The organism is Caulobacter sp. S45 (assembly GCF_903642205.1).
Taxonomy (GTDB): Bacteria; Pseudomonadota; Alphaproteobacteria; order Caulobacterales; family Caulobacteraceae; genus CAHJWH01.
In genome coordinates this window covers 1-12614 of the sequence record NZ_CAHJWH010000093.1, presented here as the reverse complement: position 1 = coordinate 12614, position 12614 = coordinate 1, and the positions used below count along the sequence as shown (strand labels likewise).

The window sequence follows — 12614 nt, the reverse complement described above, 5'->3', positions numbered from 1 at the left end:
GCGAACGGCAACCTGCCCGCGCCCCCGCCGCCCAGCGCCGCGGCCGCCGCGCCGTTCGCCCCGGCCTCGCCCTTCACCTCGCCCGTGGTGGGAGCGGCGGCATGACAGTGTTCCTTTTCGTGGTGTCCTCAATCCTCGCAGGTGCGCTCATCGGGGCAACCGCCGTGATGCTGACGGAGCGTTGGCTTGGCAACGGTCGCCGCCCTTCTTGCCCTTCTTGCCCGCCCTCCCCGCCTCCCGAGCCCCCAGGCGTGGTGGACAACGCGCGCCTGCTGGCGGACCTTCGTGCCCTCAACCCCGTCGCCATCGCCCAGGCCTACCGCATGACCTTCGGCGGGCAGGTCGGCCGCTTCGTGCTCACCCACTGGATGGCGGACTGCGGCGTCGGCCGCGCCCAGGGCCCCGGCGTGAGCGCCGAGGACCGCACCTATCTCGCCGGCCGCCACGACGCGGCCATCGACCTGATGAGCAGCGCCGGCTTCGACCAGCCGTCCGCCGTACTCGCCACCCTCACCGAGCAGCTTGGAGACATGGACAATGAGCGATACGCCCCCGACACCGGCTACGCCGCCACAGGGATCGACGCCTCCGAGCTCTGACCCGCCCGCGGGTGGCGCTCCCGCCACCCCGTTCTACGAGAGCTTCCAGGACGCCTCGCTGAAGACGAACCCGCGCCTGCAGCGCCTGGCCTCGGTCGAGGACATGGCGCGCAGCCTCGTCAACGCCGAGAGCCGCCTGGGCGTCCCGGTCGACCAGCTCATCCGCCTGCCGACCGATCCCAAGGACGAAAAGGCCATGCGGGAGGTCTACACCAAGCTCGGCCTGCCCGATAAGCCCGAGGGCTACGGCATCAAGCTGGACGCCACCGCCAGCGACGCCGACAAGGCCATGCTCAACGACATGCTGGGCGTCGCGCACAAGGCCGGCACGCCGCCCGATCAGGTCAAGGCCCTTGTGGCCTGGTGGCAGTCCAAGGGCGCGGAGTTCCAGCAGCAGCAGACCGCTCAGGCCGAGCAGGCCCGGGCCGCCGGCGAGACGGAACTGAAGACGGCCTGGGGCGCGGCCTACGATACCAAGTCCAAGGAGATCGGACGCCTCGCGCGTGATCTGGGCGGCCCTGAGCTGGCGGCCGAGCTGGACGCCGGCAAACTCGGCAGCCACCCGCAGCTGGCCAAGATGCTGGGCGCCATGCTGGACAAGATGGCCGAGCCCGGCGCCCCTGGCGGCCGAAGCGGCGAGGCCGCCGGCGGCCTGGACACTCCGCTGACCTCCGCCCAGGCCACGGCCAAGGCGCGCGAGCTGGAAGCGCACCCGGCCTTCCGCGATCCTAAGCACGCCCAACACAAGACGATCGTCGCTCAGCGCAACGATATGCTTCGGATGGCGAGCGGAGTGAAGCAGTAGCGGCTTGACAGCAGGCGCGAACACAGTCACGCCTCCTTCATCGCCGGATAGCGGGCGCCCGGAGGGTCCAGACCTTCCGATCCGCACCGAAGGCGACGCCCCAGGGGGCGACATCCCTAGGCTTGCGTCCGGACTTGGAAGCCGGGGGCCGCTGCCGATCGAACCCATACGATCGATCCGCAGAGGCTCCCGATGGCTGATCCAACCGGCGCAACCGCTCTCTCTCAGTACGTCCCGGCGTTCCGCGCCAACCTGAACCTGGTTCCGCAGGTGACCCGACCGCGGCTCATGATGGCTGTGGACACAGACCTGGCCTACGACACGCCCGGTGACCGCTGGAACGCGGACGACGTGGGCGTCTCCAACCCGCAGCCCGTGGTCGCGCGCGTGCCTGTCACGCCCAACCACTTCATCGACCAGTTCCGTCGCATCGGGATGTTCACCCCCTATGCGGACGCGCCTTGGCTCGCCGACAATGTCGACAAGCTGCGCGAGATCGAGGACCCGAGCAGCGAGATGATGAAGGCCGTCATGGCCGGCCTGGCCCGCTGCCGCGACGACAGGATCATCGCCGGCGCGCTCGGCGTCTACTACTACCAGGACAACACCGGCGCCCTGCAGGTCGGCCCCGCCAACGCCAACGTCATCGCCGCAAACGATCCGACGGCGCAGGAAGCCGAAAACATCCAGGCCGTCCAGAACGCGACGACCGGCGGCTATGGCCTGACGGTGGGCAAGCTGATCAACACCAAGGCGTTCCTCGACGCCAGCGAGCTTGACGAGATGGACCCAGGCGACAAGCCCAGCGATTACTACATCGCCGTCACCACCAACCAGCTGAAGAACCTGCTGATGTCGATCCCGGTCGCCAGCAATTTCTACAACGACGCCCGTGCGCTGATGAACGGCACCATCAGTTACTTCATGGGTTTCAACTTCATCCGCATGGGCAGCGCCAGCCGCAGCAACCCGCTGCCCAAGGTCGGCTATACCCGCCAGTGCTTCGCCTTCCACCGGCGCGCCATCCAGTACCGCGGCAGGACCATCATCAATGCGCGCATCGATGAGCGGCCGGACATGTCCTACCGCAAGCAGGCCTACTACGAACTCGATCATGGCTGCCTTCGTCACTACGACGAAGGCGTCATCCGGGTGGATTGCGACGAGACCACCAACGGCGCCTTCACCTGATCGGCGCAACCCCAAGAGGACCTAGGCCATGGCCAAGTACTACGGATCAATGGTGGGCGCGCCGTCCCAGGGGCCGACCTACCCAGGGATCAGCAACTTCTGCAAGGATGGCCGCGACGACATCCTGATGCGCGACAAGCTGGCGCTCACCGGCGCCAATGCGATTGGCGACGTGATCTCGCTCGGCACGTTCAAGGCGACCGCACTTCTCAGCGCCAGCGGCTGCGTCCTGTGGAACGACGCGCTGGCGGCCGGGGCGACGCTGAACATCGGCGATGCGACCTACGCCTCCGGGCTGGCGGCCGGTGTCAGCCTCGCCGCCAAGCAGACGGTCTCGCTCTGGCAGACCTTCGGCGCCAGCAAGCTGGCCATCCCGCTTTGGCAGGCGCTCGGCTACGCCTACGGCCCCGACTATGGACCTGGCGACGCGCCGCCGCCCGCCGGCGCGGTCCTCCCAGGCCGAACCATTGAGCTGCTGGCCACCCTCGCGGGGGCCGCTCCGGGCGCCGGCTCGATCGCCTGGCAAATCCTGGGTTTGAACCGCTAACCGCTTTCGCCGCCGCGCTCCGTGTCGCAACACAGATGCGGCCGGCGAAATCCAGGGGCGCTCCGCTCGGCGGCGGAGCGCCCCTGTCGATGTCTGGAGGTGACCCGTGGCGGCCGAGCTGGACATCGTGAACGCAACCCTGGCCATGCTGGGCCAGGAGCCGGTGCTGGACCTGGGCTCCGCCTCGCTGGGCCAGTCCAACGCCGCCCTGAAGGTCACCCGCCAGCTCAACCAAGTGCGCGACGTGGTGCTGCGCCGCCACGGCTGGCTGTGCGCCCTGACCTACGCCACCCTGCAGCCGTCCGTCCTTCCTGCCCTGGTCGCGAGCTGCAATGCGAGGTGGCCGGTGGCCTACCTGCTCCCGAGCGCGGCGCTCCGCGTGTGGTCGATCGGCGGACTGCTGGAGCCTGACTGGTCGGCCGCCGACTGGGCCGGAGACTGGAGGGGCTGCGGCCATCACGACGGGCCGCGCTGGGAGACCGGCACGATCGACACCGACATCGGCGCCCGCCAGATCATCCGCGGCCGCTGGAGTGCGCCACTGGACGTCGCCTATGTCCGCACGCCGAGCTGGCAGGCCATCGACCCCCACGTGTCCGACGCCATCTCCGCCGAGCTGGCCTATCGCGCCTGCCGCTCGGTCACTGCCGAAGCGCCCGGCGCGGACATGAAGTCGGAGGCCGGCGAGCGCCTGCAGCTGGCCGTCAGCGTGGACGGCACCCAGGCCTCGCCCGAGCAGCGCCCGCCGTCCCGCCTCGCCATGCTGCGCCACTGGGGCGGCTGCTAGCGCTCATCCGACCGCGAGTGAGAGCGGCGAAGCTGCAGGCGTTGCGAGACGGAGAAACGACATGGCGGCCGAAGACAAGCCTCTTACCTGCGCAAAATGCAACGAGCCTCTTGAACCGGGTACTTTCTACAGTTGCGACCGAACGCTGAAAGAATACTGCCCCGATTGCATCATCACGACGCAGTGCTGGTATGGCTTTCACGGGGAAGGCTGCATGACTATGGTTATCACGGGGCCGGAAGGCTGATGCCTACCGCTTCCGGCCTGCAGAACAACTTCACCTCCGGCGAAATCTGCGACGACGCCTGGGACCGCACCGACATCCAGCCGGTCCAGAAGGGCTGTCAGCTGGCGCAAAACTTCGTGGTGCGTGTCGCCGGCCCGCTCGGCAAGCGCCGGGGCTTCTGGAACAACGGGCCGGTGGCCGATCAGACCGTCATGGGCCGGATCATCCCCTTCCGTCGCTCCATAGACGACGCCCTGGTGCTGGAGTTCGGCGAGAAGATCATGCGCGCCTGGTACGCCGACGGCTCGCCCTTGCTCAGCGGCGCGGCGGGCAGCGCGCCCTTCCAGGTCGCCACGCCCTGGACGGCGGCGCAGGTCCAGACGCTCCGCTACAAGCAGGTGGGCGACGTCATCTACTTCGTGTCGAGCGGCGGGCTGCAGCCCCAGACGCTGCTGCGCAACGGCTCCAACACCGCGTGGCTGTTCCAGCCCCTTACGCTCACGAACGGCCCCTGGCGCACCGAAAACCCCACCACGGGTCCGACCCTGACCTTCAGCGGCGCGGCGCACCAGACGGTGGACGCCAATGCCGCCAGCGGCGCCATCGTCATCGCCGGCGGCTATGGCGGGATCGCCATCACCGCCTCGCAAGCCGTGTTCGAGCCCGGCCACGTCGGCTCCCTGCTTCGCATCCGCCAGGGCGACGGCCCGCAGGGCGTGTCCAGCTGGTCGCCCTCGGCACCCAGCGCCGGCATCGAGTTCCTGCAGGGCCAGTTCGCCCTGTCCAACAGCCGCGTCTATTTCAACACCTCGCCCTCGGGCAATTCGGGCAACACCCCGCCCGTGCACCTGGCCGGCACCGTCTCCGACGGCGCGCTCAACTGGGCGTTCTCGCACGACGGCTCGGGCGTGGTGCAGGTGACCGGCTACACCAGCCCCACCGTCATGACCGTCAAGGCGCTCACCAACCTGCCGATCGGCAACGGCCAGTCCACCACATACTGGAGCGAAGGCGCCTACAGCGACCTCCGCGGCTGGCCGACGGCCTGGCCGGCGCTGCGGGAGGAGCGCCTGGTCATGGGCTCCACCGCCACCGACGTGGACTATGTCGACCTGACCACCACGGCCGGCTTTACCCCGACGTCGGCCGATTTCACCCCCGGCACCGGCACCGGCACGGTCATCGACACCGACGCGGTGCGCAGGCGGTGCGGCGACGACGGCTCGCCCATCGTCTGGTTCGCCACCAACACCTACCTAGTGGCCGGATCGCAAACCGCCGACTTCCTGATCGCCGGCTCCGTTCTGGACGAGCCCATCTCGCCCAGTGCGGTGCTCGACAAGCAGCAGATACAGTTCGGATCGGCGGACGCGGCCCCCTGCAGCGTCTGGGATGAGCTGATCTACATCATGCAGGGATCGCAGGCGCTACGCTCCCTGGCCATCGACGGCGGCCAGAACAAGCAGAGCCGCGAGCTGACCGTGCTGGCCACCCACATCGGCGACCGCGGGTTCGTTGAGCTGGCTTGGGCGCGCCAGGACCAGACGCTGTGGGCGCGGCTGCAGGACGGCGGCCTGGCCGCCTACGTCTACCACAAGGAAGAGCAGGTGGAGGGATGGTGCTCCCAGCAGCTCGCCGGCGGGTTCGCCGTGGAATGGATGGCCGTCATTCCCGGCGAGGCCAAGCTGGACACCATCTGGCTGCAGGTCAGCCGCACCAAGGGCAACGTGGTGCAGCGGTTCCTGTTCATGCAGTCCCAGCCCGCCGACAAGATGTTCTACGACGCCGCCGAGATCTATGCCGGCGCGGCCGTGACCCAGATCGGCGGCCTGGACTATCTGGAAAACGAGACGCCCTGCGCCATGGCGGCCGGCATCGAGTTCACCGGCCTCACCGTCGCCGGCGGCGCCACCACCCTGCCCAAGGCGGTCACCGCGGCCAATATCGGCCTGCCCTACCAGGCGCACTTCATCAGCCTCAAGCTGGACATGCAGCAGCTCGGCCCCGGCGGCACGCTGCTGAAGCGCGAGCGCATTGCAGGAGCCGACGTCAGCCTGTTGACCGCCAAGGCCACCGTGGGAACCTACGGCGGCGGCCCGGCCGAAGTCTTCCTGCCCCGCACCACGGCCGACATTCCAGGCGCTAGCGCCCGTCGCGCGATCAAGTCCATGACCTTTACCGGCGACACCTCGCGCGACCCTCGCGTGGAGATCGTCGACGCCACCGGCTATGATTGCCGCATCTACAGCGTTCGCCCGAAGGTGGCGGCATGAGGCCTGCCCTGGGCTTCCGTCCCTATCGGCACGGCGACGCCGACCAGATCGACGCCCGCGCCGATTTCGCCGCCGAGCAGGCGGCCATGGGCTGGCCCCTCCGCCAAGCCCGCCCGCGCGGCGAGGCCTGGACGATCACCCGCGACGGCCAGCCCATCGGCTGTGGCGGGGTGGCCTATGACCGCCAGGACAAGGTCTGGCGGGGGTGGCTGTACCTGTCGGACCTGAGCCGCAGGGAGTGGGCGCATGCACTGCGCACGTCCAAGCACGCGCTCGACTATGTCGACCAGCACGCCGGCGTCTCGATCGAGGCCAGCGCCATGTTCGAGAACAAGGCGGCGCTGCGCACCCTGCACCGCCTGGGCTTCGTGTTCGAGCGCGGCGGGTTCACCCATGGCGACGAGCCCTACGTCCAGTTCCTGCGCGAGGCGGCCTGATGGACCCGATGGAGCTTGCGGGCGGCCTGTCCGCCGTCGGCAGCCTGTTCAGCGGCGCGACCGGCTTCTTCGACGGCCAGCGCGCCCTGCAGGTCGCCAAGCAGAACTACCGCATGGAGCTGAACCAGTCCGGCGTCGCCGCGCAGGAGGCCATCGGCCAGGGCGACCGCGTCGAAGCCAAGGCCGCGACCGAGGCGGCGGCCAACGGCGGCGGCCTGGTCGGCTCCAGCATGGGCGTCATCCAGGACCTGAGCAACCAGTCCATGTTCAACGCCCGATCAGTCATTTATCGCGGCCAGACCCAGGCGGCGGCAGACCTGTACCAGGGCGAGGTGGCCAAGGTGCAGGGCGAGCGCGCCGCCATCACCGGCGCCGTGAACGCCGACTCCAGCCTGATGGGCGGCTGGGCGAAGTCCGCCCAGACCGCCCAGATCAACGCCTCCCTGCGCGGCGGCGACAGCTACTACCGCCAGAACAGCGACGCCAACTACGGCTACGGAGGCTGACATGGCCGCCCTTCCCGAAAGCCTCGATCTGGACCGGCCGAGCGGCACGCCGCTTCCGGTCGCCACGGCCGGGTCCACCGACTTCGGCCTGGGCCACGCCGCCGAGGAGGCCAGCCAAGTAGGCGTACTCGCCGAGCGCGCCCAGCGCTATCAGCAGGCGGCCCAGATGCGGGCCGACCAGCAGACCGCCAGCACCTATGTCCAGAAGCTGCAGGCCGACAACGCCGACAGCTACGCCGCCGACGCCGCCGCCTATACCGGCGACCAGCCCGGCTTCGCCTCCGACCAGATCGCCAAGGTGAAGGCCAGCGGCCAGAGCGTCATGGACCTGGCCTCCGGCATGGGCGAGAGCGCGGGCGTCCAGGCGCAGCTCTCGCACATGGTGAACAAGTACACCGCCCAGGTGGGCGACGCCGCCATCGCCCACGAGGCCCAAGTCCGCGCCCAGCCCATCGCCGAGGCCCGCCAAGCTCAGCAGCAGGTGCAGCTTGCCGGCGGCCTGACCGCCTTCCAGACCACCTTCGCGCCCGCCCAGGCCCAGCTGTATGACGGCTATGACGGCTCCAAGCCCGGCCTGACCCAGGACGTCTCCAACGCCTGGGATACAGCCGCCCAGCCGGCGATCGCCGCCACCCCCGCCAGCCTGCAGCCCCAGCTCACCGCCAAGCTGGCGGCGATGAAGACCGAGGAGATCGCCAAGGCCAGCGAGGTCGAGGCGCACGGCGCCATCAAGTACGTCCTGGGCGCCGCCACCTCCCAGGCCGACGGTTTGATCAACAGCGTCACCGCCAACCCGCTCAGCTACGACCAGGCCTCGTCCACCCTCCCCACCATCCTTTCCAACGTCCCGGCCGCCCAGCGCGCGCCGTTGCAGAAGGAGCTGCAGGGCGAGCTGGCCAAGGCGCGGCTGGACGGCCTGATCCTGAACGGCAACCCCGCCCAGGCCCAATCCGAAATCCAGGACAACCGCTACGGCAACCTGCTGCAGCCTGAGGCGGTGGAGGGTCTGCTGGCCCGCGCCGACAGCGCCATGCAGGACCACAGGCCCCGCAACCTGGACCAAGCCTCGGCGCAGCTTTCGGTCGCCCACCGCGCGGACGCGTCGATCACAGCGATCACCAACACGGGCTCGCCCTCGGCCGACGCGCCAGCGGTGGAGGAGATGGCCGCCAGCTTCGGCCCCGAGAAGGCGGCGGAGTACCAGGCCAAGCAGACGGCGGCCTATCAAGCACACGCGATCACCGGTCACGTCCAGGCGGCCACGATCGACGAGCTGCACACCCAGGCTGCCGCGCCCATGCCGCAACCGTCGGACCCGAACTACGCCCGGGACATGCCAATCTGGCAAGCCTCCACTCAGGCCGCTCAGAAGGAACTAGCCGACCGTCAGAAGGGCGCGGGCGCCTGGGCCTTCGCCGCAGGGTCGCCGATGAAGTCCGGCAAGGCGGGCGGCCCCCAGGCCATGGCCATGGCCAGCCACGGACAGCAGCTGCAGAGCATGTATCAGGCGGTTACGACCGCCACGGATGCGCCCTCACGCGCGGCCGCGGCCAAGACCTACGCCGCCAACATGCTGGGCGTGCAGGAAGCCGCCGGGATCTCCAAGACGGCTTGGCAGGTCGTGCCTGACCAAGAGGCAGGCCGCTTGGCGACCGCCATGACCAGTGCGGCGCCGGAGAACCGGCTGGCGGCCTATGCCCAGGTCGCCCAGCTGGTCGACGCCATGCCGACCTCGATCCGCGCCCAGGACGGCTCCCTCGTCTCGCCCCGCGCCCTGCTCGCCCGCCAGCTTCAGAACGCCGGCGCATCGATCACCGACGTGAGCGCCATCGCCGACTATGGCGCCGACCCCTCGCGCATGGGCCGCTACGTGGCGGCGCTGAACAACCCGTCCGCCGCCAAAAAGCTGGACGACACCGACGAGAAAGCCCTGCACTCAGCCGTCATCAGCTCGCTGACCCCGGTGCTGGCGGCGCGCAGCCCACTCCCCGGCGAAGACCTGTTCCGCCAAGCCCGCATCGACCGCACCTTCCTGGTCGCCCGCAACCTCGTCCAGACCCAGGGCATGGCGCCCGCCGCGGCGGCGCGCTCCGCCGCCGGCGACCTGACCCAGGGCGAGACCCTGGTGGGCGGCCAGCGCATGCCGACCTCGATCGCCACCAGCTCCACCTGGCGCAATCCGGCCGATGCCTGGATGACAGGACGTTCGGTCAACTCCAGCGGCGCTGATGACGTGCAGACCGGCCAGACGCGGATCATCTCCGACCTGGTCGCCAACGGCGGCTCGCGCCTGTTCGCGCCGGGCGCCACGCCCGGCAACTCCGAACAGCAGCGCCAACAGTTCGCCCTGCAGGTGCAGAAGGCCGGCAAGTGGGTGACCTCGGCCGACGGCTCCAGCTCCACCCTGATGGTCCCGTCCAAGACCGGCGGGTTCATGCCCGTGGCCGACCGCTACGGCGCACCGGTCACCGCCAGCTGGGGCCAGCTGCAGACCCAGGCCAACACCCAGGCCGGTCCCCTATTCGGCAACCCCCGCCCCGGCACCCTGCACACCGACGCCGGCCAGCCCGTGCCCGCCGTCTCGCTCAGCCGCGCCCAGTCGCTGTTCCAGCAGGCCCTGGTGGGCACCGAGAGTGGCGGCCGCAACGGCCTGCAGAGCCCCGCCGGCGCGCTCGGCCGCTGGCAGGTGATGCCGGCGACCGCGGCGCCCTACGCCGCCAGGATCTTTGGTGCGCCCCTGGACACCAATCGCCTGCAGCACGATCCGGCTTACAACCAGCAGATTGGCCAAGCGGTGCTCGGCCACGTGATGAGCCGCTTCGGCGGAGACCCGGTGCTGGCGGCGGTGGCCTACAACGCCGGCGACGGCGCCCTGACCGGCTACGTGGACAAGAGCGGCAACCGCCACCCAGGCCTGCTCTACACGATCGGCGATCCGCGCACGGGTGCGATCAGCCATAGCGACTTCCTGGCCCGCATGCCGCCCGGCGAGACCCGCACCTACGTCGGCCGGCTCGCCCAGCGGTTCACCGCCCTGGCCCACGCCCAGTGAAGCTCAGAGCGACGGCAGGCCCAGGCGCAGGCGCTCGTGCTCCAGCCGCAGGGCCGTGACGCTCGGATCGTCCAGCACGTGCGGGTTGCGCCAGGCGTAGTGGCAGATGGCGGCCACGCTGGCGCGGGGCTGTTCGGCCTGCACCACTTCGACCAGGGCCTGAAGCTTCGCCCGATTGGCGCGGGAAACGGCTATGGTGACGGGCAGGGTCATCTGGTCCACGTACCAGTTCAACTGGGCTTCCTGACGGGCGTAGCCGTGGTCCTGCTCTTCCGGCAGCAGCGGGACTAGGGACGGCTGCGACTCCGCGGCCGGAGCGTAGCGGCCGGTCTTGCGGATGGCGGGCAGCACCTCCGCCGTCACCCACTTCTTGAACCGCTTGGCCGCCTCCTTCCGGCTCCGGAAGATCAGGCTGTAGAGCCCGCTCTCGTTGATGAGGGTGAAGGACTGAGCTCCATGCCCTGCTCGACCCTCGGCATTACCGAGGGTCATCTTTTCGTCGTCATCCAGCCGAGCCGCGGCATCGCTGGGGTTGGCGATCTCCAGCACCCGGCACACGTCGGCCAGCACGAACCACGGCTCCTCGTCGCGCACATGGATGCGGACGGGATAGTCCTCAAAGATGGGCTCGATCGAGACCATGGCGCTCATGCCGCGATCCTCGCTATAGCGTTAAGTCCGTAATAGCGGCGCACCGCCTCCACTTCGTGGCGGTCGGCCTGTTCGCTCAGGACCTGGGTCACCGAGCGCGCGAGCCGCTGCAGCCGCCGCACGATGCGCTTGGCCTCCGCGCCCTTCACCCAGGCGTTCTGGTCGTCCAGATCGTCGATCAGCAGCGTGGCTTGGAACATCGCGCCCAGCACGCTGTGCGCCTGCACGACGCCAGCCGCCACCTCCAGGGCGTCCAGCCGGTCGTGGGCGTGGCCCTCGGCCTCCATGTCCACCATTTCCAGGGTGGCGATCTCCCGCAGCAAGCGGTCCGCCTCGTGGGCGAGCGCGGCGGCGGGACACGGTGTATAGGTGTGCGTAGCCAAGACGGATCTCCTGCGGGTCTGTTGCGGTTAGAGCCGCGGCTCGGTTGCACCCTTGCCGCGGCTCGTCTTTTATGTGACACGGATTATCGTATGTCAAATCCTGTGACACGGAAAAGAGGTCGCCCAGCAACTGGCGTGGACCCTACAATCACCGTTCGGCTGTCAGTCGATCTAATTGCCCGCGTCCAAGCGTGGGGAAAAGCCCGCAAGCTGAACCGGTCTGACGCGCTGAGGGCTATTATTGCTTCTGTGGTGGAGGAAGAAACTTCAGAAAGGTGACTAACGCATCAGCGTATTGCGTTGGATACTTGTCATGAATGGTGTTGATGAAGAGATCAATCGACGCAGGCTCGCTTCCAATTTCTCTCATCGAAGAGACCATTTCGAACATCGAAAAGAGACGCACACGAAAGTCGCTTCCATCGCTGTCACGCCGCAAAAGTTTAAATCGACCCTCCACGCTGTTCATCACGTGCTGGCTGTAGAAATCAGAGGGAGACGAGCGCCGGCCGAACAGCATGTCGCTCACGCTGGCAGCAGGGCCACCGAGAGTCGAGTCCCTTCATCCGACCGTTCGCTGAGGACCTGACCATGTCTTCATGCCCGACGGCCTCTACGGAAACCCCCAGCCGGACTTAGACGCCCTGGACCAAGGCGCCGACGTTCCGATCTCGCAGACCGACGCCTACGGGCAGTCGTTCCGCGACAACGCCGGCGACATGACCCGGCGGGTGCTGAACTTCGTGGGCGACCACACCGTGCGCGCGGGCGCGCCGGACCTCAGCCCCGACGAGGCCAACGCCAAGTACGGCATCGAGGGGCAGCTGCGCTTCAACACGCCGGTGACCGACAACGACGCCGCCTTCCGCCACGGCGAGGCGGTGCGCCAGGGCTATGACGCCATCCTGAACGAGCGCTCCGGCGCCAACCCCCTGGTCAGCATGGGCGCCACCTTCGCCGGCTCCCTGGTCGATCCCACGGGCCTCGCCTTGATGGCGGCCACCGATGGGATCGCCGGCGTGGCCAAGGCCGGCCTGGGGATCGGCGCGGCCGCGGACGCCGGCAGCGTGGCGGCGCGATCGGGACTGGTCGCCAACACGCTATCGGGCGCCGGCCGGCTCGCCGGCACGGCGGCCGAGGGCGCGGCGCTGAACCTG

At 69.0% G+C, this 12614-nt stretch carries 13 protein-coding genes; 10 read left to right on the top strand and 3 right to left on the bottom strand.

The features are described 5' to 3' along the window. The first annotated feature begins 251 nt into the window (after window positions 1–251). The 9 genes from HUV06_RS10225 (at window position 252) to HUV06_RS10185 (ending at window position 10423) form a co-directional block, all read left to right on the top strand. Complete coding sequence (locus HUV06_RS10225) at window positions 252–599, top strand: hypothetical protein (RefSeq protein ID WP_217433771.1); 348 nt, start codon at window positions 252–254, stop codon at window positions 597–599. Then, window positions 538–1404: a hypothetical protein gene (locus HUV06_RS10220; protein ID WP_174301170.1), complete on the top strand. Its 867-nt coding sequence runs from the start codon at window positions 538–540 to the stop codon at window positions 1402–1404. Before HUV06_RS10225 ends, HUV06_RS10220 begins: the two co-directional genes overlap by 62 nt. A gap of 192 nt (window positions 1405–1596) precedes the next feature. Further along, window positions 1597–2595: a phage capsid protein gene (locus tag HUV06_RS10215; RefSeq protein WP_174301169.1), complete on the top strand. Its 999-nt coding sequence runs from the start codon at window positions 1597–1599 to the stop codon at window positions 2593–2595. Window positions 2596–2623: 28 nt separating this feature from the next. After that, window positions 2624–3142, top strand: coding sequence for a hypothetical protein (locus HUV06_RS10210; protein WP_174301168.1), 519 nt, complete (start codon window positions 2624–2626; stop codon window positions 3140–3142). Between the two features lie 106 nt (window positions 3143–3248). Further along, window positions 3249–3929, top strand: a complete 681-nt coding sequence (locus HUV06_RS10205; RefSeq protein ID WP_174301167.1) for a hypothetical protein — start codon at window positions 3249–3251, stop codon at window positions 3927–3929. Window positions 3930–4175: 246 nt separating this feature from the next. Beyond that, on the top strand, window positions 4176–6428 hold the full coding sequence (locus HUV06_RS10200; RefSeq protein ID WP_174301166.1) for a hypothetical protein: 2253 nt from the start codon (window positions 4176–4178) through the stop codon (window positions 6426–6428). Further along, window positions 6425–6865: a hypothetical protein gene (locus HUV06_RS10195; protein WP_174301165.1), complete on the top strand. Its 441-nt coding sequence runs from the start codon at window positions 6425–6427 to the stop codon at window positions 6863–6865. The genes HUV06_RS10200 and HUV06_RS10195 overlap by 4 nt, the downstream gene beginning before the upstream one ends. Beyond that, window positions 6865–7371, top strand: a complete 507-nt coding sequence (locus HUV06_RS10190) for a hypothetical protein (protein WP_174301164.1) — start codon at window positions 6865–6867, stop codon at window positions 7369–7371. Before HUV06_RS10195 ends, HUV06_RS10190 begins: the two co-directional genes overlap by 1 nt. Before the next feature lies 1 nt (window position 7372). After that, window positions 7373–10423, top strand: coding sequence for a transglycosylase SLT domain-containing protein (locus tag HUV06_RS10185; RefSeq protein ID WP_174301163.1), 3051 nt, complete (start codon window positions 7373–7375; stop codon window positions 10421–10423). Window positions 10424–10426: 3 nt separating this feature from the next. Here the strand turns inward: HUV06_RS10185 and HUV06_RS10180 are convergent, their stop codons facing one another. From HUV06_RS10180 to HUV06_RS10170, 3 genes are all read right to left on the bottom strand, one after another. Then, window positions 10427–11074: a Bro-N domain-containing protein gene (locus HUV06_RS10180; protein ID WP_217433769.1), complete on the bottom strand. Its 648-nt coding sequence runs from the start codon at window positions 11072–11074 to the stop codon at window positions 10427–10429. Then, on the bottom strand, window positions 11071–11457 hold the full coding sequence (locus HUV06_RS10175; RefSeq protein ID WP_174301162.1) for a hypothetical protein: 387 nt from the start codon (window positions 11455–11457) through the stop codon (window positions 11071–11073). The genes HUV06_RS10180 and HUV06_RS10175 overlap by 4 nt, the downstream gene beginning before the upstream one ends. A gap of 238 nt (window positions 11458–11695) precedes the next feature. Continuing rightward, entirely contained in the window at window positions 11696–11986 is a 291-nt protein-coding gene (locus tag HUV06_RS10170) for a hypothetical protein (RefSeq protein ID WP_174301161.1), read from the bottom strand. Window positions 11987–12056: 70 nt separating this feature from the next. Between HUV06_RS10170 and HUV06_RS10165 the strand changes: the two genes are divergently transcribed. Further along, a partial coding sequence (locus HUV06_RS10165; RefSeq protein ID WP_174301160.1) for a hypothetical protein occupies window positions 12057–12614 on the top strand: 558 nt, incomplete at its 3' end.

What these genes read in the sequence shown, in the direction of transcription:
- HUV06_RS10220 (WP_174301170.1), top strand. Translation starts at nt 538, where the DNA reads ATGAGCGATACGCCCCCGACACCGGCTACGCCGCCACAGGGATCGACG.
- HUV06_RS10215 (WP_174301169.1), top strand. Translation starts at nt 1,597, where the DNA reads ATGGCTGATCCAACCGGCGCAACCGCTCTCTCTCAGTACGTCCCGGCG.
- HUV06_RS10210 (WP_174301168.1), top strand. Translation starts at nt 2,624, where the DNA reads ATGGCCAAGTACTACGGATCAATGGTGGGCGCGCCGTCCCAGGGGCCG.
- HUV06_RS10200 (WP_174301166.1), top strand. Translation starts at nt 4,176, where the DNA reads ATGCCTACCGCTTCCGGCCTGCAGAACAACTTCACCTCCGGCGAAATC.
- HUV06_RS10195 (WP_174301165.1), top strand. Translation starts at nt 6,425, where the DNA reads ATGAGGCCTGCCCTGGGCTTCCGTCCCTATCGGCACGGCGACGCCGAC.
- HUV06_RS10190 (WP_174301164.1), top strand. Translation starts at nt 6,865, where the DNA reads ATGGACCCGATGGAGCTTGCGGGCGGCCTGTCCGCCGTCGGCAGCCTG.
- HUV06_RS10185 (WP_174301163.1), top strand. Translation starts at nt 7,373, where the DNA reads ATGGCCGCCCTTCCCGAAAGCCTCGATCTGGACCGGCCGAGCGGCACG.
- HUV06_RS10180 (WP_217433769.1), bottom strand. Translation starts at nt 11,074, where the DNA reads ATGAGCGCCATGGTCTCGATCGAGCCCATCTTTGAGGACTATCCCGTC.